Below are 22,854 nucleotides of genomic sequence, written 5' to 3'. Positions count from 1 at the left end.
CATTCCTTTGCAAAGGGAAAGTAGGAGATTTCTGATCAATGTGTCAGAAACATTTCCACACATTAACACTGCAAAGGTGTGCCGGGGAGGCCGTAAGAAGGCTTATCTAAAAACTCGATAGCCCCCTTGAATGCTTATTTCGCAACGTCGTGACCTCCGTTTTAGAGGCCGCGCAGCTCATGGTGCTCGGCGAGAGCGATTGCGGTTTAGTCAAGGCTGTAACGTACCGACAGCGCGCCCTTTTTTTCCGACAAGGCAAGGATCGTCACCTCACCCAGCTCGCCCAGTGTTTGCACATGGGTGCCACCGCATGCGTACGTGGGCAACTCGCCGAAACCTACTTCGCGGATGCCTTCGTCCAGGGTCATATGGCGTGGGTAGTCTGCGGCGATCCATTGGTTGATCTGCTGCTGGAGGGTTTCGGCGTCGATGGCTTGCGCGGTTTCGCCACGGATAAAGGTGATCTTGCCTTCGCCCGGCCAGTGGTGGGCCTTGATTGGCATCCAGCCCAGGGTTTCGCCGGCGTTGCCGATCAAATGCCCGGCGGAATGCAGGCGCGTGTGCAGGGCGCGGCGTGGTTCATCGACCCGCGCATTGATGGCGCCCAGTGGCACAGGTTGGTTGAGATAGTGCACCACGCGATCAACCTCCTGAGTGACGCGCAGTACCCGGGCTTCACCCAGCCAACCGGTGTCGGACGGCTGGCCGCCGCCTTGGGGATGAAAAATCGTCGACTGCAAAATGACCGCAAACTGGTCCTCAAAGGGCGTGCAACCCAGCACTTCAAGCTCTGCGGTGAGGTGGTCATGGGTGAAAAACAGGCGCTCGGTCATTTTCTACATCCGCATCAGGGTTCTGCGGGCAGTATAAATGCTGTCGGATTAGGTGATAATCCGCTCAATTATCAATGGACCTGTGCGTCATGAGCATCAATCTTCCGTTACCGCTGCTGGGTGAAATGGCGATTTTCGTCAAGGTGGTAGAGACCGGCAGCTTCTCCGAAGCGGCACGGCAACTGAGTGTCTCGCCGTCGGCGGTGAGTCGCAGTATTTCGCGCCTGGAAAAAGCCCTGGCTACCCGGTTACTGCAACGTACCACGCGAAAACTGCGCCTGAGCGACGGGGGGGAAGAGGTATTCAAGCGCTGCCAGGAGATGGTCAGCGCTGCGCGCTCGGTGATGGAAATCAGCGGTCAATTCACCCATGAGGCTGAGGGCCTGGTGCGTGTCAGTGTGCCCAAGGCGGTCGGGCGGTTTGTGGTGCATCCGCATATGCCCGAGTTCCTGCGGCGATATCCCAAGGTGGATGTGCAATTGATACTGGAAGACCGGCAGGTGGACATGATCGATGACAATGTTGATCTGAGCATTCGCATCACCGACAGCCCGCCGCCGGGCCTGGTGGGGCGCCAGCTATTGCCGATTGAACATTTGCTTTGCGCTACGCCGCAGTATTTGGCCGAGCACGGTACACCGGAGCATCCCCACGACTTGTTGGAGCACAGCTGTATCTACCTTGGCGAAACCCCGGGCGACTCGCGCTGGAAGTTTCGCCAGGGAGGTAGGGCGGTGACCGTCAGCGTGCGTGGGCGTTATGCCGCTAACCACACCGGCGTGCGGCTGGATGCGGTGCTGCAGCATGTGGGGATTGGCAGCTTGCCGTACTTTACAGCGCGTCATGCATTGGAGGAGGGGCGGTTGGTGCAGGTGCTGCCGGGGTGGGATTTTATTGCGTCCTACCATGGCGAGGCGTGGCTGCTGCATTCGCCCACGCGCTACCTGCCGCCTAAGCTGCGGGTGTTCATTGATTATTTGGTGGAGTGTATGGCGAAGGAGCCGACGTTGCGTCGGCCCTCTGGTGTGGTTGGCTGATCAGTGCTTGCTCTGATCCTGGGGCATGGCCAGCAACTGTTTTTCCTGGTTCCAGTCGAACGGTTCGTCGTTCTGTTCGGCCTCAAAGCGACGTTCTTCCAAGGCTTGGTAAAGGTCCAGTTCTTCGTCGGGCATGAAGTGCAGGCAGTCGCCGCCGAAGAACCACAGCAGATCGCGTGGTACGAGGTGGGCAATTTGCGGGTAGCGCAGGATGACCTGGCTCATCAAGTCCTGCCCCAGGTACTGGCTTTCGATCGGGTCGATGGGCAGCAGCGCGCGCAATTCGTCGAAGCGCTCCAGGAACAGGGTGTGGCTTTCCTCGGGCACCTGTTCGGCTTCGCCGACGGCAACCAGGATGCTGCGCAGGTGGTCGAGCAAGACGAGATGATCGGCAACGACGTTGGACACGAGATAAGTCCTCTAAAGCAAAAACGGGCGCGAGAGTATATAGCTCTCGCGCCCGTATTTATATGACCGCTCGACTCAGCGGACTTTACCCTCAGCCTGGGTCAACTCTTCCTTACTGAAATCATCCACGTCGATCACCTTGCGTCGTGCTGCCTCGGCGTCACGCAGAGTCTGTGCTTCGGCCGGTTGCAGCACCCCGGAGTGCAGTGCTGCGTCGATGGCATGCTCGCCGGCGCTCGGTTTGACCTGGCCGCTTTTGAGCGCAGTGTGGAGTTTTTTCTGCAGCGGATGGCTGGCACCCAGCAGGTCGTAGGCATGTTGCAGGGCGCCTACCGGATCGTCCGCCGATTGCGGGCGATAGCAGCCGGCCAGCAATTCTTCCAGGGTTGGATCGCCTTTGGCGCGGCCTATCACTGCGGCCACTTCGGCATCCAGTGCATCGGACGGCCCCGTGTGGCGACGGCCGAACGGGAATACGATCACCCGCAAGAGGCATCCGAGCACCTTGTTTGGGAAGTTGCTCAGCAACTCATCCAGCGCGCGTTCCGACTCGCCGAGGCTTTCTTCCATGGCCCAGGCGAACAGCGGTTCCAGGTGGTCCGGTGAATCCAGGTCGTGATAACGCTTGAGCGCCGCCGAGGCCAGGTACATATGGCTCAGTACATCCCCCAGGCGTGCCGACAGGCGTTCGCGGCGTTTCAATTCGCCACCCAGCAGCATCATGCTCAAGTCCGCTAGCAGGGCGAACGCCGCAGCTTGGCGGTTCAGCGCACGGAAATAACCCTGACTCAAGCGGTTGCCCGGCGCTTTCTCAAAGCGGCCAATACCGAGGTTCAGTACCAGGGTGCTGGCGGCGTTGCTCACGGCAAAACCGATATGCTGCATCAGCAGGCCGTCGAATTCCTTTAACGCCTGGTCGTGATCTTCGCGGCCGGCCAGGGCCATTTCCTTGAGTACGAACGGATGGCAGCGGATGGCGCCCTGGCCGAAGATCATCAGGTTGCGCGAGAGGATGTTCGCGCCTTCCACGGTGATGAAGATCGGTGCGCCTTGCCAGCTACGGCCCAGGTAATTGTTCGGGCCCATGATGATGCCCTTGCCGCCGTGCACATCCATGGCATGGCTGATGCACTCGCGGCCCCGTTCGGTCAGGTGGTACTTGAGAATCGCCGACAGCACCGAAGGCTTTTCCCCAAGGTCGACGGCATTGGCGGTGAGCATGCGCGCGCTGTCCATCAGCCAGGCGTTGCCGCCGATGCGAGCCAGGGCTTCCTGGATACCTTCGAAGGCCGACAGCGGTACGTTGAACTGCTCGCGCACCTGGGCGTATTGGCCGGTCACCAGACTGGTGAACTTGGCAGCGCCGGTGCCGACTGCTGGCAGGGAAATCGAACGGCCCACCGACAGGCAGTTCATCAACATCATCCAGCCCTTGCCGAGCATTTCCTGGCCGCCGATGAGGAATTCCAGGGGGATAAACACATCTTTGCCAGAGTTGGGGCCGTTCATAAACGCGGCGCCCAGGGGCAGGTGACGACGGCCGATTTCCACGCCAGGAGTGTCGGTGGGAATCAACGCCAGGCTGATGCCCAAGTCTTCCTCTTCGCCCAGCAAGTGGTCCGGGTCATGGGCCTTGAAGGCCAGCCCGAGCAAGGTCGCGACGGGTCCAAGGGTGATGTAGCGTTTTTCCCAGTTCAGGCGAAGACCGAGGGTTTCCTTGCCTTCCCATTCACCTTTGCAGATCACGCCCGTGTCGGGCATGGCGCCCGCATCGGACCCTGCCAGTGGGCCGGTGAGGGCGAAGCACGGAATGTCATCGCCACGAGCCAGGCGCGGCAGGTAGTGGTTGCGTTGTTCGTCGGTACCGTAGTGCAGCAGCAGCTCGGCCGGGCCGAGGGAGTTGGGCACCATCACGGTTGAGGCGAGGTCGCCGCTGCGGGTGGCAAGCTTCATTGCGACCTGGGAGTGGGCGTAGGCGGAAAAGCCTTTGCCGCCATATTCCTTGGGAATGATCAGGGCGAAGAAACCGTGGGTCTTGATGTGCTCCCAGGCGGCTGGCGGCAGGTCCATGGCCTGGCCGATTTCCCAGTCGCTGACCATGGCACAAAGTTCTTCGGTTGGGCCGTCGATAAAGGCCTGTTCCTCTTCGGTCAGTTGTACCTTGGGGTAGGCAAGCAACTTGTCCCAATCGGGGCGACCGCTGAACAGCTCGCCGTCCCACCACACGGTGCCCGCGTCGATGGCATCGCGCTCGGTTTCGGACATGGGCGGCAGGACTTTCTGGAACCAACTGAACAGCGGCTTGGTGAAGTATTGGCGACGCAGGTCGGGCAGCAGCAACGGCGCTGCGACGGCGGCGATCAGCACCCAGAAGATCAGCAGCAGCCAGCCCGGTGCATGGCTCCAGGCGCCCATCGCCAGCAGGTAGACGGCGACCACGCCCAAGGCGGGCAGGGGCGCGGTGCGGCGGTGTGCCAGGTAGGCAATGCCGACCACCAGAACCAGTATCCACAACAACAGCATATTCAATCCTCCGTGAAACCAGGGGCGAAACCACCAAGGAGCTTAGTCGGCATCCGAGAAAGCGCGGCAGTCAGGGTGTAACGAGTTGTACGCAAAGCACCGATCTACAGGCGCCGACATTTGGCCGAATCGTCGTTATCTCTATGGCAGACCTGTCGCTAAACTCCAGGCTTCCTTCGGAGATAACACTCATGGAAACGTACCTGAGTCCCAGCCGCTTCATCGATAGTGACCACCCTGCGGTGGTGGAGTTCGCCGAAAAACATCGCGGAACCCGCGCGGATTTAACTGACCAGGCAGTCAGTCTCTATTACGCCGTGCGTGAGGCGGTGCGCTACAACCCCTACACGTTCAGCCGCGACCCAGACACCTTGAATGCCAGCTACGCCCTGGCTACCCGTGAGAGCTACTGCGTGCCCAAGGCCACGTTGCTCGCTGCCTGCGCGCGCCACTGTGGTATCCCGGCGCGCATAGGCCTGGCGGATGTGCGCAATCACCTGTCGACGCCGCGTCTGCTCGCGTTGCTCAAGAGTGATGTGTTCGCCATGCACGGTTACACCGAGCTGCACCTGAACGGTGGCTGGGTCAAAGCCACGCCGGCGTTCAATCAGCAATTGTGCGCGGTGTTTGATGTGCCGCCGCTGGAATTTGATGGGCTCAACGACAGTGTGTTTCACGCGTTCAATCGTCAGGGCCAACGCTCGATGGAGTATGTGTTGGACCATGGGCAATTTGCTGATGTACCCGAGCATTTGTTCTTCACCCATATTCAGAAATGCTACCCGCACCTGTTTGTCGAAGACATGCCAAACCTGTTGGGTGATATGCAGAGCGATTTAAGCCGCGGGTGAACCGGCGTATGCTGCTGCGTCCATAGCCATGTTCATCAACAATAAGGCGCGGTCATGCTGAAGATCTGGGGTCGTAAAAATTCATCAAACGTCAGGAAAGCACTATGGTGCGCCGAGGAGCTCGGCCTGGACTATGAAGCAATTGATGCGGGCGGGGCTTTTGGTGTGGTCGACACCCCGCAATATCGGGCACTGAACCCCAATGGGCGGGTGCCGATGATTCAGGACGGTGACTTTGTGTTGTGGGAATCCAACACCATCGTGCGTTATTTATGCGCGAAGCATGCGTCGGAATTTTACCCGAGCGACCCGCAAGCCCGAGCAAGCGCAGAGAAGTGGATGGACTGGACAACCTCCACCTTGGCTGAGCCCTTCAAAGCGGTGTTCTGGGGTGTCCTGCGTACTCCGGCGGAAAAACAGAACTGGGACAGTATCAACGCCGGGCGCCAGGCGTGTATCGATGCGCTCAAAACAGTCGATCAAGCCCTCGCCGAGCAGCCTTACTTGTCCGGCAACGCGTTCGGCATAGGCGATATCCCCCTGGGATGCTTTGCGTATGCCTGGTTCGAGATGCCCATCGAGCGCCCCGCAATGCCCCATCTGGAAGCCTGGTACCAGCGTCTGCAACAGCGTCCGGCTTATCGCAAAGCGGTCATGACCGCGTTGACTTAATACTGACTATTAATACAGGTGACTGTACTTGTGCGGCGCAGCCAAGCACCATGCTTGTCATGCGCCGCCGTTGAACTACGTGCGCTGCGCGCTCATCTACTCTTTCTATTCCCTTCTTTGGTGCGTATTCCGATATGAGTTCCGCTCTGTCCATCCGGCAGCTAACCAAAACCTACGGCAACGGTTTCCAGGCCCTGAGTGGTATCGATCTGGACGTTGCCGAAGGTGATTTCTTCGCCTTGCTCGGCCCCAACGGTGCCGGCAAATCCACCACCATCGGCATCCTCTCCACCCTGGTCAACAAAACCAGCGGCACGGTGAATATCTTCGGCCATGACCTGGACAAATCCCCGGCGGCGCTCAAGCGTTCCATCGGCGTGGTGCCCCAGGAATTCAACTTCAACCAGTTTGAAAAAACCTTCGACATCGTCGTGACCCAAGCCGGTTACTACGGCATCCCGGCGAAAGTTGCCAAGGAACGCGCCGAGCAGTACCTGACCCAGTTGGGCCTGTGGGACAAGCGCGACGTGCCGTCCCGTTCATTGTCCGGCGGCATGAAACGTCGCCTGATGATTGCTCGCGCCCTGGTGCATGAGCCGCGGCTGCTGATCCTCGATGAGCCCACCGCCGGCGTGGACATTGAGCTGCGTCGCTCGATGTGGACCTTCCTCACCGAGCTGAACGAGAAGGGCATCACCATCATCCTCACCACCCATTACCTGGAAGAGGCTGAACAGTTGTGCCGCAACATCGGCATCATCGACCACGGCACCATCGTCGAGAACACCAGCATGCGTAACCTGCTGGGCCAGTTGCATGTGGAGACTTTCCTGCTCGACCTGAAGAACAATCTGTCGGCGCCGCCGCAATTGCTTGGCTACCCAAGCCGCCTAGTGGACAGCCACACCCTGGAAGTCCAAGTGGATAAAGCCATGGGCATCACCGCGCTGTTTACGCAGCTGGCGACCCAGAACATCGAAGTGCTGAGCCTGCGTAACAAAACCAATCGCCTTGAGGAGTTGTTCGTGTCCCTGGTGGAGAAAAATCTGACGAAGGTGGCGGTATGAGTTCCGAACTGCAACCCAACCTCGTCGCACTGCAAACCATCGTTTACCGCGAAGTGAAGCGCTTTACCCGAATATGGCCGCAGACCTTGCTGCCGCCGGCGATCACCATGGTTCTGTACTTCGTGATCTTCGGTAACCTGATCGGCCGGCAGATCGGTGATATGGGCGGCTTCACTTACATGGAGTACATCGTGCCGGGCCTGATCATGATGTCGGTGATCACCAACTCCTACGGCAACGTGGTCTCAAGCTTTTTCGGCAGCAAGTTCCAGCGCTCCATCGAAGAACTGATGGTCTCGCCGGTGTCGCCGCACACTATCCTGCTTGGCTACACCGCTGGCGGTGTGTTGCGTGGCTTGATGGTCGGGGTGATCGTGACGCTGCTGTCGCTGTTCTTCACCCACCTGCAAGTGCATCACCTCGGGGTCACCATTCTGGTGGTCGTGCTGACGGCGACGATTTTCTCGCTGCTGGGTTTCATCAACGCCGTATTCGCACGCAACTTCGATGATATTTCGATCATCCCGACCTTTGTGCTGACGCCGCTGACTTACCTGGGCGGGGTGTTTTACTCCATCACTTTGCTGCCGCCGTTCTGGCAGACGGTGTCGCTGGCCAACCCGGTGCTGCATATGGTCAACGCGTTCCGTTACGGCATCTTGGGTGTGTCGGATATCAAGATCAGTGTGGCGATCACTTTCATGATCGTGGCGACGGTGGTGTTGTATATCGGTTGCGCGAAGTTGCTGGTGAGCGGGCGTGGGATGCGTACCTGAGTACTGACCCGAACGCGTAAAAAATGTGAGAGGGGGCTTGCTCCCGATTGCGCTATGTCAGTCAGCTTATCTGTAGCTGACACATCGCAATCGGGAGCAAGCCCCCTCTCACATTTGGTTTTGTGTCAGGCCTTCAGTGCCAGTTCGATCAGCGCGTGCAGTTCTTCAACTTTCAGTGGCTCGGTTGAGAACAGAATACGAAACACCGTCGGCGCCGCCAGCAAGTTGATCAGGCGGTCGACGCTGGGCGGGTTGTTATCCGGATAACGATCAACAATCGCCTGAAGCTGCCCACTCAAGATGCTCACGCAATACCCGGGTGTCAGGCTGCATTGCACGTCGCGCATCATGTTTCGCCCCGGTTCTGAACTCATCTCATCCAGATATTGCTCGGCCCAGGCTTGCAGATCACCGCGCAGGGTCCCGGTGTTGGCCGGCTCGCTATCAGGCCGCATGCGCGCCAGCGCCACATCGGCCAGAAGCATGGAAAGGTCGCCCCAGCGCCGGTAGATGGTCGACGGCGTGACGCCTGCGCGGGTGGCAATCATCGGCACGGTGACACTGGAGCGCTCCTGGGTTTTCAGCAGCTCACGCACGGCCGAATGAACGGATTCTTGTACCCGGGCACTACGACCCCCCGGGCGGAGGCCTTCTTTAATCGCCATGTTTATGACCTTAACACAAAGAATTTGCTTTAAGCGTTGGTCAGTAGCACACTCCGCAAAAGCAAAATATTAGCTTTAGTGGAGCGTGCCTATGTCCAGCCGTATTTCTCATCGTTCGAGCCTGGTGTTCCTGGCGATCACGTTGCTGACGTTTCTAGCGGCTTCCAGCGCGCCGACACCGTTGTATCACCTGTATCAGGAGGGGCTGCATTTTTCGGCAGGCATGCTCACGTTGATCTTTGGCGTTTACGCCTTGAGCCTCTTGGCGGCGCTGTTGACCGTGGGCTCGCTGTCGGACCACCTGGGACGCAAGCCAGTGATTTTTGCTGCGTTGGTCCTGAATATGCTGGCGATGCTGCTGTTCATCAATGAGGGCAGCGTGGCCTGGCTGATTGCCGCGCGTACCGTGCAAGGGTTTGCCACCGGGATGGCCACGGCGGTGCTGGGCGCGGCATTGCTCGACACCGACCGTCAACAGGGCCCGCTGGTCAACAGTGTTGCGCCTCTGCTGGGTATGGCGTGCGGGGCGATGGGCAGCAGTTTGCTGGTGGAGTTCGCGCCGCTGCCGACGCAGTTGATCTACTGGACGCTGCTGGCGCTGATGCTGGTGCAGGCGCTTTATGTATGGCGCCTGCCGGAAACCGTTGATCGCATTCCCGGTGCAGTGGCATCGCTGCGCCCAACGCTGCATGTGCCGCCCCAGGCGCGTCGAGCGTTGTGGCTTTCGCTGCCGGTGGACGTGGCGGTGTGGGCAATGGGGGGCTTTTACTTGTCCCTGGCGCCGTCGCTGGTGCGGGCGGCGACAGGCTCTACGTCGAACCTTATCGGTGGTGGCTTGGTGGCGGTGCTGACATTGAGCGGGGCGCTGGTGATCTTCACCCTGCGCAATCGACCGGCCAGTAAGGTACTGCGCCTGGGCGCTGCGCTGTTGGCTGTGGGGGTGGCGCTGATCCTCACGGCAGTGCACAGCGCCAGCCTGCCGCTGTTTTTTATCGCCACGTTGATCGCCGGTGGCGGCTTCGGCGCCGGCTTTCTCGGCGCATTGCGCAGTGTGGTGCCGCTGGCCTTGCCCCATGAACGCGCAGGCTTGATGTCGGCATTCTATGTGCTGAGTTATTTGGCGTTTTGTTTGCCTTCGTTGCTGGCGGGCAACCTGATTCGCAGCTTTGGCCTGATCGCCACCACCGACGGTTACGGCGCAGTCCTCATTCTGCTGGCCCTCGGGGCGTTGGTCGCTTTGCTGCTGCAGGATTCGGCAAAGTCCAAGGCGGCCTGCATATCTGCCAAGTAGATAACAGTTAGAGATATTACCCGTTATATAGATATTCGATCAGGTTCTATGATGGTCTCAACCTCATGCGAGGAAGAGGATTTTCATCATGACCTGCTCGAATGCCATCAGCTACAAGCCCTTCAGTCACCTGGCCCGTCCTCGGGAAGTGATTCGCCAATTCACCCCCAACTGGTTCGCCGCGACCATGGGCACCGGCGTACTGGCGCTGGCCCTGGCGCAGTTGCCGGTAAATATGCCCGGTCTGCATGCCATTGCCGAAGGGCTGTGGTGGTTCACCATCGGCCTGTTCATCCTGTTCAGTGGCTTGTATGCCGCGCGTTGGTTGATGTTTTTCCACGAGGCGCGGCGAATCTTCGGGCACTCCACTGTCTCGATGTTCTTCGGCACTATTCCCATGGGCCTGGCGACCATTCTCAATGGCTTGCTGTTGTTTGGCCTGCCGCGTTGGGGTGGCGATGTGATCCCGCTGGCCGAATCCCTGTGGTGGCTGGATGTGGCGATGGCACTGGCCTGCGGTGTGCTCATCCCCTTCATGATGTTCACCCGTCAAGAACACAGCATCGACCAGATGACGGCTGTCTGGTTGCTGCCGGTGGTGGCGGCCGAAGTCGCTGCAGCCAGCGGTGGCCTGCTCGCACCGCACCTGGCGGACGCTCAGTCGCAACTGATAATGCTGGTGACTAGCTACGTGTTGTGGGCGTTTTCCCTGCCGGTGGCGTTCAGCATTTTGACCATCCTGATGTTGCGCATGGCCCTGCATAAACTGCCTCACGCCAACATGGCTGCGTCGAGCTGGCTGGCGCTCGGCCCCATTGGCACTGGTGCCCTTGGCATGTTGCTACTGGGCGGCGATGCGCCAGCGATCTTTGCCGCCAATGGCTTGCCTGGCGTGGGTGAAATGGCCAATGGTCTCGGCCTGGTTGCTGGTATCACCCTGTGGGGCTTCGGCTTGTGGTGGATGCTCATCGCTGTACTGATAACCCTGCGTTACCTGCGCGCTGGCATTCCCTTCAATCTGGGCTGGTGGGGCTTTACCTTCCCGCTGGGCGTGTACGCCCTGGCCACGTTAAAGCTGGCGAGTCTGTTGCAACTGGGGTTCTTCAGTGTATTTGGTTGCGTGTTGGTGATGGCATTGACGCTGATGTGGTTGATCGTGGCCAAGCGCACCGTGCAAGGCGCTTATAAAGGTGAGCTTTTTGTTTCGCCATGCATTGCAGGCCTAGCGAATAAGTAAGCGGGATTAGGTAAAGTCTTGGCCTGACAACCTATAAGCCTTCAGGCCACGCAGGAACACGGACGACGATGAGCCATCCTTCGCAATTCACCTTGCTGCGCACACGGCGTTTTCTGCCGTTCTTCATCACCCAGTTGCTGGGCGCTTTCAACGACAACATTTTCAAGCAATCGCTGATCCTGGCGATCCTCTACAAACTCACCATCGACGGTGACCGCTCGATCTGGGTCAACCTGTGCGCCTTGTTGTTTATCCTGCCGTTCTTCCTGTTCTCGGCGCTGGCCGGGCAGTTTGGCGAGAAATTCAACAAGGACGCACTGATCCGCGTGATCAAGATCGGCGAGATCGTGATCATGGCCGTGGGCGCCACGGGCTTCCTGACTAACCACCTGGAATTGATGTTGCTGGCGCTGTTTGCCATGGGCACTCACTCGGCGCTTTTCGGCCCTGTGAAGTACTCGATCATGCCCCAGGCCCTGCACGAAGATGAGCTGGTGGGCGGTAATGGCCTGGTGGAAATGGGCACGTTTTTGGCGATCCTGGCCGGCACCATTGGTGCCGGGATCATGATGTCGTCCACCCATTACGCGCCGATCGTGGCGGTGGCGATTGTCGGCGTGGCGGTGCTGGGTTACCTGGCCAGCCGCAGCATTCCACGAGCAGCGGCGTCTACGCCGCAACTGCGCCTGGACTGGAATATTTTCACCCAGTCCTGGGCCACCCTGCGCATGGGCCTGGGGCAGACGCCGGCGGTGTCACGCTCCATTGTCGGCAACTCCTGGTTTTGGTTTGTCGGCGCGATCTACCTGACCCAGATCCCGGCCTACGCCAAGGAATGGTTGTATGGCGATGAAACCGTGGTGACCCTGATCCTCACGGTGTTCTCGGTGGGCATCGCCCTCGGCTCAATGCTTTGCGAAAAACTCTCCGGGCGTAAGGTCGAAATCGGCCTGGTGCCGTTCGGTTCATTCGGCTTGACGGTGTTCGGCCTGTTGCTGTGGTGGCACTCTGGCGGGTTTCCGCAGAACGTGCAGGCCAATGACTGGCTGGCGGTGCTCAGTTATGGCCAGGCCTGGTGGGTGTTGATCGATATCCTTGGCCTCGGCGTGTTTGGCGGCTTCTATATCGTGCCGCTGTATGCGCTGATCCAGTCACGAACCGCCGAGAACGAGCGCGCGCGCGTGATCGCTGCCAACAACATCCTCAATGCTCTGTTCATGGTGGTGTCGGCGATTGTTTCGATCCTGTTGCTGAGCGTGGTCAAGCTGTCGATCCCTGAGTTGTTCCTGGTGGTGTCGCTGCTCAACATCGCGGTCAACACCTACATCTTCAAGATCGTCCCTGAGTTCACCATGCGCTTCATGATCTGGCTGCTCAGCCATTCCATGTACCGCGTGGAACACCGTAACCTGGAGGCCATTCCTGATGAGGGCGCGGCCTTGCTGGTGTGCAACCACGTGTCCTTTGTCGATGCGCTGTTGATTGCCGGCTCGGTGCGTCGTCCGATCCGTTTTGTCATGTATTACAAGATCTACCGCTTGCCGGTGCTCAACTTCATCTTCCGCACCGCTGGTGCGATTCCGATTGCCGGACGCAATGAAGATATTCAGATCTACGAAAAGGCCTTCACGCGAATTGCCCAGTACCTGAAGGAAGGCGAGTTGGTGTGTATCTTCCCGGAAGGCAAATTGACCGCCGATGGCGAGATGAATGAGTTTCGTGGTGGGGTTACGCGGATTTTGGAGGAGACGCCGGTACCGGTGATTCCGATGGCGTTGCAGGGGTTGTGGGGAAGTTTCTTCAGCCGCGATCCGAACAAGGGGATTTTCCATCGGATCTGGTCGCGGGTAGTGTTGGTAGCTGGCGAGCCTGTCGATGCAGAGGCGGCGACGCCTGATCAGTTGCAGGCGGTGGTTGGTGTTTTGCGGGGGAGTGTCAGGTAGTTCTGTACTGGATGTATTGGCCTCATCGGGGGGCCAGCCCCTTCCTCCATTAGGCCGCGCTCGTCACAACAGCTCGGTCAAATGGGGGAGGGGGCTAGCCCTTGATGGCGGTAGCGGCCTAAGTGCTGATCTTGAGGCCAATAAGCCCGCAAATGATCAGCGCCACACTGGCCAACCGAAATAACGCCATGGATTCCCCAAACAGGATAATACCGGCGATCACGGTGCCCACCGCACCCACCCCGGTCCAGATGGCGTAGGCGGTACCCAGTGGCAGTTCCTTCATGGCCAGCCCCAGCAGGCCGAGGCTGATAGCCATGGCGGTGATGGTCAGGGCGGTGGGCAGTGGCTTGCTGAAACCGTCGGTGTACTTCAGGCCGACGGCCCAGCCGACTTCAAACAACCCGGCAAAAAACAGAATGATCCAGGACATGATGACCTCGCTTCTTCAGGCGGGGTCGTCCCCGGATTCAACGCTCGTTGGCGTCGCGAGGTCGTCCCCGCGAAGCCCGTAGAGTGCCGAAAACGGATCGGGCGATCAAGTTTGCGGGGTGTTCTCCAGGATGCGACGGTCTTCCTTCTCGCTCATGCGTCGGAAATACGTCGACAGCAACGCCCCGGAAATATTGTGCCAGACGCTGAACAGTGCACTCGGCACTGCCGCCAGTGGCGAGAAATGCGCACTGGCCAACGCGGCGCCCAGCCCAGAGTTCTGCATGCCGACTTCCAGTGCCAGCGACTTGCGTTGTGCCAACGGCAGCTTGAACAGTCGCCCAGTGAAGTAGCCCAGCAAGTAGCCGAAGCTGTTGTGCAGCATCACCACGGCCATGATCAGCAGGCCAGATTCGGCAATCTTCGCCTGGCTGGCGGCAACCACCGCCGCGACGATGATCACGATGCTCACCACCGACACCAGTGGCAATACGTCCACCGCGTGGCGAACTCGCTCGCCAAGTACGCGCTGCGCGATCACGCCAAGCACGATCGGCAGTAGCACCACTTGCAGGATCGACCAGAACAGCTCCATGAACGATACCGGCAGCCAGGCCGAGGCCAGCAGCCAGATCAAAGCTGGCGTGAGCAGGGGGGCGAGGAGGGTGGTGACAGCAGCGATGGCCACGGACAGCGCCAGGTCGCCCCGGGCCAACCACGTCATCACGTTGGACGATGTGCCGCTTGGGCAGCAACCGACCAGGATCACGCCGACGGCAATTTCCGGCGGCAGGTGGAATGCCTGGCACAGCAGCCAGGCCACACCCGGCATGATCACAAAGTGCGCAACCACGCCGAGTGCCACGCGCCACGGGTGGCGTGCGACTTCGGCGAAGTCTTCGAGTTTTAGGGTCAGCCCCATGCCGAACATCACCAGACCCAGCAGCGGGACGATGGCGCTTTTCAGACCGATGAACCAGCTCGGTTCGAGGAAGGCGAGCACGGCGAAAATCAGCACCCAGTAGGCGAAGGTATTGCCGACGAAGCGGCTCAAGGCGGCGAGTGCGCGCATGGGGGTGTCCTTGTTGTTAGATTCTTGAAGTGCAAATGCGATCAAATGTGGGAGGGGGCGTGCCCCCGATGGCGGTATGTCAGCCAACATGTGCGTAGCTGACACACCGTAATCGGGGGCAAGCCCCCTCCCACATTTTGATCTTCAAACGGCTTAGATGCCCTGTGGCGTTTCTTCGCCGCCGAGTGCTTCGATCAACGCCGGCAGGAATTCACCGAAGGTCAGCATCATCAGGGTAAAGCTCGCATCCAATTGACCCAGTGCCTCGTCGCCGCCGTCCTGTTCCGCCTGATCTTGCAGCAGATCTTCGAACTTCAGGCGCTTGACGGTCATCTTGTCGTCGAGCATGAAGGACAGCTTGTCCTGCCAGGCCAGGGACAGTTGGGTCACCACTTTGCCGGTGGTCAGGTGCAACTGGATTTCTTCGCCAGTCAGGTCCTGACGCTTGCAGCGCACGATGCCGCCGTCTTCGTGGGTGTCACGCAGCTCGCATTCATCCAGGACGAAGAAGTCATCGGCCGGTTTCTGGGTGGTGACCCAGTCGGTCATGATCGCGGTTGGCGCGGTTTTTACGGTGAGTGGGCGTACTGGTAGGGTGCCGATCACTTCACGCAGGGTGGAAAGCAGGTCTTCGGCGCGTTTCGGGCTGGCCGAGTTGACCAGGATCAGGCCTTGTTTCGGCGCGATAGCGGCGAAGGTCGACGAGCGACGGATAAATGCGCGTGGCAGGAAGGCCTGGATGATTTCATCCTTGATCTGATCGCGTTCCTTCTTATAGACCTTACGCATCTGCTCGGCCTCGATCTCTTCGACTTTCTCTTTAAGTGCGTCACGCACTACGCTGCCCGGCAGGATGCGTTCTTCCTTGCGCGCGGCAATCAGCAGGAAGTCACCGCTGACGTGGACCAGGGGAGCGTCTTCACCTTTACCGAAAGGCGCGACGAAACCGTAAGTGGTCAACTCCTGGCTTGCACAAGGGCGCGCCAGTTTGGTGGCCATGGCCGCTTCCAACGCCTCGGCATCAACAGGCAGATCTTGGGTCAGGCGATAGATAAGCAGGTTCTTGAACCACATGGGGTGAGTCTCTCCTTTATACAAAGGGGGGCATTATTCTCTTGATAGCGCCCCAGGCCAACCCTGCCTAAGCCATTGGAAGGCCTCAAAAAAAAGATTTAAGAAAGTGCTTGCCAGACCTAGGGTCGCTCCGTAGAATGCGCGCCACACCGAGACGAAGGGTGATTAGCTCAGCTGGGAGAGCATCTGCCTTACAAGCAGAGGGTCGGCGGTTCGATCCCGTCATCACCCACCATTCGCTTCATGTGTTACGCGCAGCGGTAGTTCAGTCGGTTAGAATACCGGCCTGTCACGCCGGGGGTCGCGGGTTCGAGTCCCGTCCGCTGCGCCATATTCGGTAACCTGGAATGCTGAACGCCAGGTCACCACAAAAAGCCCGCTCATTGAGCGGGTTTTTTTTGCCCGAAATATGGCAAAAAGTCGTGCTGGAAACTTTTTTTAAATAAATTGCATTTAAATCAAGACATTACGATTTTTTGGTGTATGATGCGCCCACACCGAAACGAAGGGTGATTAGCTCAGCTGGGAGAGCATCTGCCTTACAAGCAGAGGGTCGGCGGTTCGATCCCGTCATCACCCACCATTCGCTTCATGTGTTACGCGCAGCGGTAGTTCAGTCGGTTAGAATACCGGCCTGTCACGCCGGGGGTCGCGGGTTCGAGTCCCGTCCGCTGCGCCATATTTGCTTCCGCCAAGGCCCACTGAGCGCCTGGAAGCCACGGAAATAGCGGCCTTGTGCCGCTTTTTTCGTTTCTGGAATCCACTGGATTCCACCTCCAGCCACTTGAAAATTGACCCACGGCCGATTGCTGATCGTTGTCCCAATAATTGTGGATGACCTTAGCAGCAGTGTCTTCGCTGAAAACTCATCTGGCCCCACCGCATGCAGGCCTGCTGAACGCGGTCTACGGTGCAGTTCAAACGGCTCATCGTCCTCGATACCCTCTTTGTCCTTGCGCTTTCGTTCACACGATTTGATCTTTCTCTGGGCGGCCAAGGTGTTGTGTTGCAGGCGGTAGGACTCGTTGTCCATTTCGACGATAGGACAGCTGTGTGTCAGCCGATCCACTTGCTAAGTGGCGATATCGGGCAATGAGCCCAGCGCTTGCAACGTTGCAACCTGAACAAACCGACGTCCCGGTTAAATCTTGAATTGCCTCAACAGGCCTTCAAGGCGATGACCGATGGCGTACAGTTCATCGACTGTGTGTACGCCGCTTTGCGTCTGGTCTGCGACGTTTTCAATCGCGTGGGCTATCTGATGGACGCTTCGATTGATTTCTTCGGCGACCGACGTCTGCTCTTGCGCGGCGCTGGCGATGTGCGCGTTCATCGTATTGATAGTGACGATCAACTCGACCGCTTTGCCCAGCGATTGCCCGGCTTGTTCCGCGTGCAGGCTGGCACCATGACCTGCTGCGCCTGAATGGCTCATCGCAGTGACGACCTTGGTTGTGGCCAGGTTAAGGCGCTCGATCATCGCTTGAATTTCCTGGGTACTAAGTTGCGTCCGGCTTGCCAGCGCGCGTACTTCATCGGCAACCACTGCAAATCCGCGCCCCGCGTCCCCGGCTCGTGCCGCTTCGATCGCGGCATTAAGTGCCAGAAGGTTGGTTTGCTCTGCGATCGAGCGGATGACATCAAGCACCGTGACAATGCCTTCTACATCGCCTTGCAGGCTTTTCAACGAGACGCCTCCCGCGGACAAGTCCTCGGTCAGGGTGCCCAGTCGGGCGATGCTTTCATTGACGACCTGCCTGGCGTGCTGGGCCTGCAAATCGGTTTCGCCTGCTGCATCTGACGCGCTCTGAGCACTGATGGCTACCTCTTGCGCCGCGGATGACATTTGATTAATTGCTGCGGCGACCTGATCGGTTTCCTGGCGTTGCTGTTCCATGACCTGATCGATGCATTTGCTCTGTTCGGCCACTTGGGTGACCGATGTATTCAGCTCTCGGGCCATGCCGACGATCTGGCTGACCAGCCCATGAATCTTATCCGCGAAGGCATTGAACGACACGGCCACCTGGCCGAACTCGTCGCGGCTGATGGGTAAGCGCCGCGTCAGATCGCCTTCGCCCGCTGCGATCTCATCAAGGTGCTCACGAATCCGTGACAGGGGGCGCAGGCTGCTTTTAACCAATAACAAGGCGAGCACGCCGGTGATTCCGAGCGCAACCAAGGCGATGACGGTTATCCCATAGACAAGGCTGCGCACGCGCTGATGGATTTCCCCTCGTACTTTGGCAACCTGGCTTTCGATACTGTCCAGGTTAATCGCGGTGACCACGACCATGTCCCAAGCAGGCAGGTAAAAGCTGTAAGCAAGCTTGGGAACGACTTTATCCGTATTGATCAGGGCGCCTGAATAATTGACGAAGTGGGTGTCGTTCTTCGCTGCGGCCACCATTTCCCGGTTCAGGTAAATTCCATTCTTGTCTTTGCGGTCGCTCATGTTAGTGCCGACGCCTTCGCGGCTGTCGCCTCGAAACAGGCGTACGACCTGACTGTCGTAACCGATGAAATAGCCGTCGTCCCCATACTTCATTTGGGACAGTCGCGCGATCGCCAGCGCACGCGTTGCTTTGTCCCCCGTCTCTGCCTGCGCATACAGTTCCGCTACTGAGGTTCGGGCAAGGTTGGCGTAGTCTTTCAAGCGCTCCCGGCTTTCATCAAGCAGGCGTTCCCGAGTCACCGTGACTTCTTGCTCGGCGCTCGACAGCAGAGTGGTGCTTGTTGTCAGCGCCAGCACCGTGGACAACAGCACCACCGGGGCCAGCACCAGCATCAGTACTTTGTTTTTAAACAGCATGCTTGGGGTTCCTCACCTGAATCTGTATGAACGCGGCCGCAAGGGCCGCGCTCGTCGACTTACCAAAGGGCGATGTCATAGGTGAGGTAGAGGCGATTGCTGTCGCGGCCGCGGGAGAACTCAGAACGGTAGACATAGTTGCGCATGCGCACGCCCAGCCCCTTGAACGTGCCGGCTTGCACAACGTAAGCCAGCTCGGTATCACGCTCCCATTCCTTGACCGTGGTCGTGGACTTGCCGTCATTGCCGCTCAGGTAGCGCGTTGAAAAGGTCAAGCCGGGCACGCCGACGGCGGCGAAGTTGTAGCCGTAGTTGAGCATCCAGGTCTTCTCATCCTCCTCAATGAATTTGCCGATGCCCGCATTACTGAATGAGTAGACGGTTGCGCCGCTGATGTAGGGTAAACCGGCATCACCGCGAAGGGTTTGGTAGCCGCCTCCGACGGTATGGCCTGCGATCACGTAGGACAACTGGCCGCTGAGCATGTCATTGTCGATTTTGCCTGCGTAGGCAGAGCCGCTATCAACGCTGTTGAAGTAGCGCAGGTCGCTGGTCAGCACGCCACCGGCAAGCGGAAGGTCGTGCTGGATGCCGGCAAAGTTCTGTCGGTAAAAGTTCTCCAGCTCCCCGTAGAAATAGCTCAGGCGAACATTCTTACCCCATTTGTACTCGGCCCCGGCGTAATTGAAATCTCCCGACTTTTCCCCGCTGTAGCCATCAGGCACGATCGGCACGCTGTCGGTGGAGTCCCGTAATTTGAAACGGTCCAGATGCCCTCCGGTGACGGTCAGGTTCTCAATGTCGGTGCTGCTGACCTGGGTGCCCTGGTAGGTCTGGGGCAACAAGCGTGCATCGTTGTAAATCAGCACCGGCGTCTTGGGCAGCAAGGTGCCGTACTTGACGGTGGTTTTGGCGAACCTGACTTTTGCGGTAGCGCCGGCGCTGGCAAACTCGTCGGCCGCTCGCCCGTCATCATGCACCGGCATAAGCCCGGTACCACTGCGACCGCGCCCTGAATCAAGCTTTACGCCATACAGCCCCAGGGCATCCACGCCGAAGCCGAGGGTGCCGGCGGTAAATCCGGACTGATAGTCCAGCAGAAATCCTTGGGCCCACTCGGTGCGTTCGCTTTTTGCGGTGCGCGCAGCCCGTGCGCTCAAGCCGTGCTCGTCGCGAAAGTTCTCGTTGAAATACACGTTGCGCAGTTGCAGCTTGAGTTTGCTGTCATCAATAAAACCTTCGGCGTTGGCCCCTGCGACGGGTACCAGGCCTAACGCGCAAAACAAAGCCCGACGGGTATACACATGGTTCATGGCAAATGACTCGTTGTTGTTATTTGGGGTACAGGGCGACACGCGCCTCGTGAGTGAGGCGCGATGGAAGGCAGCAGAGGTTGTGGGTGAATCAGGTGAACAGGCTGATGGCCCCGGTCAACAAGGCCAGCGCGGTGACGACCAGAGAGGTCAGCACAGCCCATTTGACGGTGGCTTTCTGGAAGTCGCCAATATCGCGATCGACCATGCCCACCAGCAACAGGGTCGAGGCCACCAGCGGACTCATGAGGTGAACGGGCTGCCCCAGGATCGAGGCGCGCGCGATTTCCACCGGGTCGATGCCATAAGCGGCGGCGGCATTGGCCAGGATCGGCACCACACCAAAATAGTAAGCGTCATTGGACAGTACAAAGGTCAGCGGCATGCTGGTGATGGCAACCACCAATGGAAACAGGTGACCCCAGGACGGCGGGATCCAGTCGACGAGTGTCTGTGCCAGGGCATCCACCATCTTTGTGCCGGAGAAGATCCCGGCAAAGATCCCGGCGGCAAATACCAGCAACACCACAGTCATGGCATTGCCCGAGTGCGCCAGGATGCGTTCTTTCTGAATGTCCAATTGCGGGTAGTTGATCATCAGCGCGAGCACGAAGCCGATCAGGAACAGGATCGCGGAATGCATCAGCCCCATCACCAGGGCCGCCATCACCGCTATCACCAGCACCAGATTGACATAGGCCAGCTTCGGACGTTTGTGGGGCGTGTCCTCAAGAATCGCGTTGATGTAGCAATCGCCGCCGCCGCTTTGCAGTTGCACGTTGCCGATACGTTTGCGCTCTGCGCGACCCAGTATGAAGGCCGTAAAGATCACCCACAGGGCACCGCCGATCATGGTCGGCAGCAACGGCACGAAGTATTCACCGGCATCCAGGCCCAGCGCGGCAATAGCCCGTGTCGCGGGGCCGCCCCAGGGCGTCATGCCACTCATGATGCTCAGCGACAGCATGGAGATGGTCGCGAGGATCATCGGGTTCATGCCGATACGTTTATACAGCGGCAGCATCGCTGCGCAGGTGATCATGTAGGTCGTTGTGCCGTCGCCATCGAGAGCCACCAGCAACGACAGTAAGGCAGTGCCTACCGCGATCTTCATCGGGTCGCCATTGACCCGCTTCAGGATTTTGCGGATCAGCGGGTCGAACAAGCCTGCGTCGATCATCAGGCCGAAGAACAGGATGGCAAACAACAGCAGTGCGGCAGACGGTGCGACCATTTTCAGGCCGTCTAGCATCATCTTGCCGGTGGTGCCGCCAAAGCCACCTATGACCGCGAAGACAATAGGCACCACAGTGAGTGCGACGATCGGCGACAAGCGTTTCGTCATGATGAGGAAGGTGAATACGACCACCATGGCCAAGCCAAGGAAAGCGAGCATAGAACGATTCTCTTGTTGTTATCGTAAAAATGGCTGACGCCGAGGCGCACGAGCCCTGACCCGCCGGGCGGCACAACGGCGCCTGGCGGGGAGGGGGGTCAGTCAAGTCAGGGGGGAGGTGTTATCCGGTTTTCTCTAGGCGCGTTTGGCGACCTTCAAGTCTTTCCAGGCGTTTCCTGGTGCCTCGGAAGATTTTGCGTCGAGCATCCGGTTCAGCGTTTCGCGGTGGCAGGCATTTTCAGACATCGAAATCACTACCGTTGCTACAGCGTTACTGGCCAGGCTGGTCAGGGCGCGCGCTTCAGACATGAAGCGGTCAACGCCGATCAGCAATGCCAGGCCGGCCAATGGGATGTCGTGAATGACCGTCAGGGTCGAGGCAAGCGCCACGAACCCGCTGCCAGTAACGCCGGCGGCACCTTTGGAGGACAACAGCATGATCGCCAACATGGTGATGATTTGCGTCAGGCTCAGGTCGATGTTGCAGGCCTGGGCAATGAAAATCGCCGCCAACGAGAGGTAGATGGCCGTGCCGTCCAGGTTGAACGAGTAGCCGGTGGGCAGTACCAGGCCCACGACGCCTTTTTTGCAACCCAGTGCTTCGAGTTTCTCCAGCATGCGCGGCATCACAGGTTCCGTGGAAGAGGTGCCGAGTACCACCAGGAACTCTTCCCGAAAGTAGCGCAGCAGTTTCCACAGACTGAAGCCGTTGGCGCGGCAAATGCTACCCAGTACCACGAAGACGAAAAAGCCGCAGGCGATGTACAAGGTCATGATCAACTTCGCCAGCGAACCCAGCGAGGTGATGCCGTACTGGCCGACAGTGAACGCCAAGGCCCCAAAAGCGCCGACCGGTGCAAAACGCATCAGGTAAGAAAAGATCTTGAAGACCATTTGCGAGGCGGATTCGAGCACGTCGAGTACCGGTTTGCCACGCTCGCCCAGCGACGACAAGGCAAAGCCGGACAACACCGCAATAAACAGCACCGGCAACACCTCACCTTTACTGAAGGCGCCGATAAAAGTCTCGGGAATGATGTGCATGAAAAACTCCACAACCCCAAGCTTTGCGGCCGACTCCGTGTATTGGGCCAATCCTTTAGTGCTCAACTGGGTGGGATCAATGTTCATGCCGGCGCCCGGCTGGAACACGTACACCGCGACCAGGCCAATCAATAGGCTGATCACCGTCAGGACGAAGAACAGCAGCATGGTTTTGCCGAGCAGGCGTCCGAGCGAGCGTTTGTCGCTCATCCCGGCGATGCCGGTGACGATGGTGCAGAACACCACGGGGGCAATCATCATCTTGATAAGTTTGATGAACGCGTCACCCAGCGGTTTGAGTGCAATGGCCTGCTGGGCCCAGAAATGCCCGACGACGATGCCGAGCACCACGGCGCAGAGAATCTGGAAGTAGAGCGATTTAACAACTTTCATGGCATCACCCATTTT

19 protein-coding genes, 4 tRNA genes and 2 pseudogenes are annotated in these 22,854 nt (G+C 58.8%); 12 read left to right on the top strand and 13 right to left on the bottom strand.

All coding sequences use genetic code 11. The features are described 5' to 3' along the window. Window positions 1–206: 206 nt before the first annotated feature. Window positions 207–833, bottom strand: coding sequence for a serine-tRNA(Ala) deacylase AlaX (locus tag ACKZ62_RS19390; RefSeq protein WP_032889231.1), 627 nt, complete (start codon window positions 831–833; stop codon window positions 207–209). Between the two features lie 89 nt (window positions 834–922). On the opposite strand from ACKZ62_RS19390, the gene ACKZ62_RS19385 reads away from it, so the two are divergent. Further along, window positions 923–1,870 (top strand): LysR family transcriptional regulator, encoded by a 948-nt coding sequence (locus ACKZ62_RS19385; RefSeq protein ID WP_032889233.1) that lies wholly within the window; start codon window positions 923–925, stop codon window positions 1,868–1,870. Here ACKZ62_RS19385 and ACKZ62_RS19380 read toward each other — a convergent pair whose 3' ends face one another. Continuing rightward, window positions 1,871–2,278 (bottom strand): PA2817 family protein, encoded by a 408-nt coding sequence (locus ACKZ62_RS19380; RefSeq protein WP_010567536.1) that lies wholly within the window; start codon window positions 2,276–2,278, stop codon window positions 1,871–1,873. It abuts the gene before it with no gap. 75 nt (window positions 2,279–2,353) lie between these two features. Further along, window positions 2,354–4,801 carry an acyl-CoA dehydrogenase gene (locus ACKZ62_RS19375; RefSeq protein WP_447095682.1) on the bottom strand — a complete coding sequence of 816 codons (2,448 nt, stop codon included), beginning with the start codon at window positions 4,799–4,801 and terminating at the stop codon, window positions 2,354–2,356. 191 nt (window positions 4,802–4,992) lie between these two features. On the opposite strand from ACKZ62_RS19375, the gene ACKZ62_RS19370 reads away from it, so the two are divergent. From ACKZ62_RS19370 to ACKZ62_RS19355, 4 genes are all read left to right on the top strand, one after another. Further along, entirely contained in the window at window positions 4,993–5,652 is a 660-nt protein-coding gene (locus tag ACKZ62_RS19370) for a transglutaminase-like domain-containing protein (RefSeq protein ID WP_447095681.1), read from the top strand. Between the two features lie 54 nt (window positions 5,653–5,706). Beyond that, window positions 5,707–6,324 (top strand): glutathione S-transferase family protein, encoded by a 618-nt coding sequence (locus ACKZ62_RS19365; protein ID WP_032889239.1) that lies wholly within the window; start codon window positions 5,707–5,709, stop codon window positions 6,322–6,324. A gap of 134 nt (window positions 6,325–6,458) precedes the next feature. Next, window positions 6,459–7,391 (top strand): ABC transporter ATP-binding protein, encoded by a 933-nt coding sequence (locus ACKZ62_RS19360; RefSeq protein WP_095184279.1) that lies wholly within the window; start codon window positions 6,459–6,461, stop codon window positions 7,389–7,391. Continuing rightward, a complete protein-coding gene (locus ACKZ62_RS19355; RefSeq protein WP_032889243.1) occupies window positions 7,388–8,167 on the top strand; it encodes an ABC transporter permease in 780 nt (259 codons plus the stop codon). The genes ACKZ62_RS19360 and ACKZ62_RS19355 overlap by 4 nt, the downstream gene beginning before the upstream one ends. Window positions 8,168–8,292: 125 nt before the next feature. On the opposite strand, the gene ACKZ62_RS19350 is transcribed toward ACKZ62_RS19355, so the two are convergent. After that, the gene (locus ACKZ62_RS19350) at window positions 8,293–8,832 is read right to left on the bottom strand and encodes a TetR/AcrR family transcriptional regulator (protein WP_179179298.1); all 540 of its coding nucleotides are present in this window, start codon (window positions 8,830–8,832) and stop codon (window positions 8,293–8,295) included. 91 nt (window positions 8,833–8,923) lie between these two features. Here ACKZ62_RS19350 and ACKZ62_RS19345 point away from each other — a divergent pair, with 91 nt between their 5' ends. The 3 genes from ACKZ62_RS19345 (at window position 8,924) to ACKZ62_RS19335 (ending at window position 13,303) form a co-directional block, all read left to right on the top strand. After that, on the top strand, window positions 8,924–10,123 hold the full coding sequence (locus ACKZ62_RS19345; RefSeq protein ID WP_099601090.1) for an MFS transporter: 1,200 nt from the start codon (window positions 8,924–8,926) through the stop codon (window positions 10,121–10,123). A gap of 88 nt (window positions 10,124–10,211) precedes the next feature. Next, on the top strand, window positions 10,212–11,360 hold the full coding sequence (locus ACKZ62_RS19340; RefSeq protein ID WP_447095680.1) for a TDT family transporter: 1,149 nt from the start codon (window positions 10,212–10,214) through the stop codon (window positions 11,358–11,360). A gap of 68 nt (window positions 11,361–11,428) precedes the next feature. Continuing rightward, window positions 11,429–13,303, top strand: coding sequence for an MFS transporter (locus ACKZ62_RS19335; RefSeq protein WP_447095679.1), 1,875 nt, complete (start codon window positions 11,429–11,431; stop codon window positions 13,301–13,303). Window positions 13,304–13,421: 118 nt separating this feature from the next. On the opposite strand, the gene sugE is transcribed toward ACKZ62_RS19335, so the two are convergent. From sugE to rdgC, 3 genes are all read right to left on the bottom strand, one after another. After that, on the bottom strand, window positions 13,422–13,736 hold the full coding sequence (sugE, locus tag ACKZ62_RS19330; RefSeq protein ID WP_095184284.1) for a quaternary ammonium compound efflux SMR transporter SugE: 315 nt from the start codon (window positions 13,734–13,736) through the stop codon (window positions 13,422–13,424). A 105-nt stretch (window positions 13,737–13,841) separates the two neighbouring features. Beyond that, window positions 13,842–14,807, bottom strand: coding sequence for a bile acid:sodium symporter family protein (locus ACKZ62_RS19325; RefSeq protein ID WP_032885981.1), 966 nt, complete (start codon window positions 14,805–14,807; stop codon window positions 13,842–13,844). A gap of 153 nt (window positions 14,808–14,960) precedes the next feature. Further along, window positions 14,961–15,881, bottom strand: a complete 921-nt coding sequence (gene rdgC, locus ACKZ62_RS19320; protein WP_010567523.1) for a recombination-associated protein RdgC — start codon at window positions 15,879–15,881, stop codon at window positions 14,961–14,963. Between the two features lie 159 nt (window positions 15,882–16,040). Between rdgC and ACKZ62_RS19315 the strand changes: the two genes are divergently transcribed. The 4 genes from ACKZ62_RS19315 (at window position 16,041) to ACKZ62_RS19300 (ending at window position 16,560) form a co-directional block, all read left to right on the top strand. Beyond that, window positions 16,041–16,116, top strand: a tRNA-Val gene (locus ACKZ62_RS19315). Window positions 16,117–16,135: 19 nt separating this feature from the next. Next, a tRNA-Asp gene (locus tag ACKZ62_RS19310) sits at window positions 16,136–16,212 on the top strand. 176 nt (window positions 16,213–16,388) lie between these two features. Then, window positions 16,389–16,464, top strand: a tRNA-Val gene (locus ACKZ62_RS19305). 19 nt (window positions 16,465–16,483) lie between these two features. Further along, window positions 16,484–16,560, top strand: a tRNA-Asp gene (locus ACKZ62_RS19300). Window positions 16,561–16,800: 240 nt separating this feature from the next. Here ACKZ62_RS19300 and ACKZ62_RS19295 read toward each other — a convergent pair. The 6 genes and pseudogenes from ACKZ62_RS19295 to ACKZ62_RS19270 form a co-directional block, all read right to left on the bottom strand. Further along, a pseudogene (locus tag ACKZ62_RS19295) lies at window positions 16,801–16,950 on the bottom strand (AAA family ATPase); the annotation flags it as partial. Window positions 16,951–17,022: 72 nt separating this feature from the next. Then, window positions 17,023–17,778 carry a methyl-accepting chemotaxis protein gene (locus ACKZ62_RS19290; protein ID WP_375803682.1) on the bottom strand — a complete coding sequence of 252 codons (756 nt, stop codon included), beginning with the start codon at window positions 17,776–17,778 and terminating at the stop codon, window positions 17,023–17,025. Between the two features lie 102 nt (window positions 17,779–17,880). Next, window positions 17,881–18,669, bottom strand: a pseudogene (locus ACKZ62_RS19285) (cache domain-containing protein); the annotation flags it as partial. An 83-nt stretch (window positions 18,670–18,752) separates the two neighbouring features. Further along, window positions 18,753–20,006, bottom strand: a complete 1,254-nt coding sequence (locus tag ACKZ62_RS19280; RefSeq protein WP_095184287.1) for an OprD family porin — start codon at window positions 20,004–20,006, stop codon at window positions 18,753–18,755. Between the two features lie 91 nt (window positions 20,007–20,097). Further along, on the bottom strand, window positions 20,098–21,402 hold the full coding sequence (locus ACKZ62_RS19275; protein ID WP_032885984.1) for a CitMHS family transporter: 1,305 nt from the start codon (window positions 21,400–21,402) through the stop codon (window positions 20,098–20,100). A 135-nt stretch (window positions 21,403–21,537) separates the two neighbouring features. Then, the gene (locus ACKZ62_RS19270) at window positions 21,538–22,851 is read right to left on the bottom strand and encodes a dicarboxylate/amino acid:cation symporter (RefSeq protein ID WP_032885986.1); all 1,314 of its coding nucleotides are present in this window, start codon (window positions 22,849–22,851) and stop codon (window positions 21,538–21,540) included. Between the last annotated feature and the right edge of the window lie 3 nt (window positions 22,852–22,854).

It is taken from the genome of Pseudomonas sivasensis (genome assembly GCF_052938085.1).
Note: the sequence above shows the minus strand (reverse complement) of the source record. Positions and strands in the feature narration are given on the sequence as shown.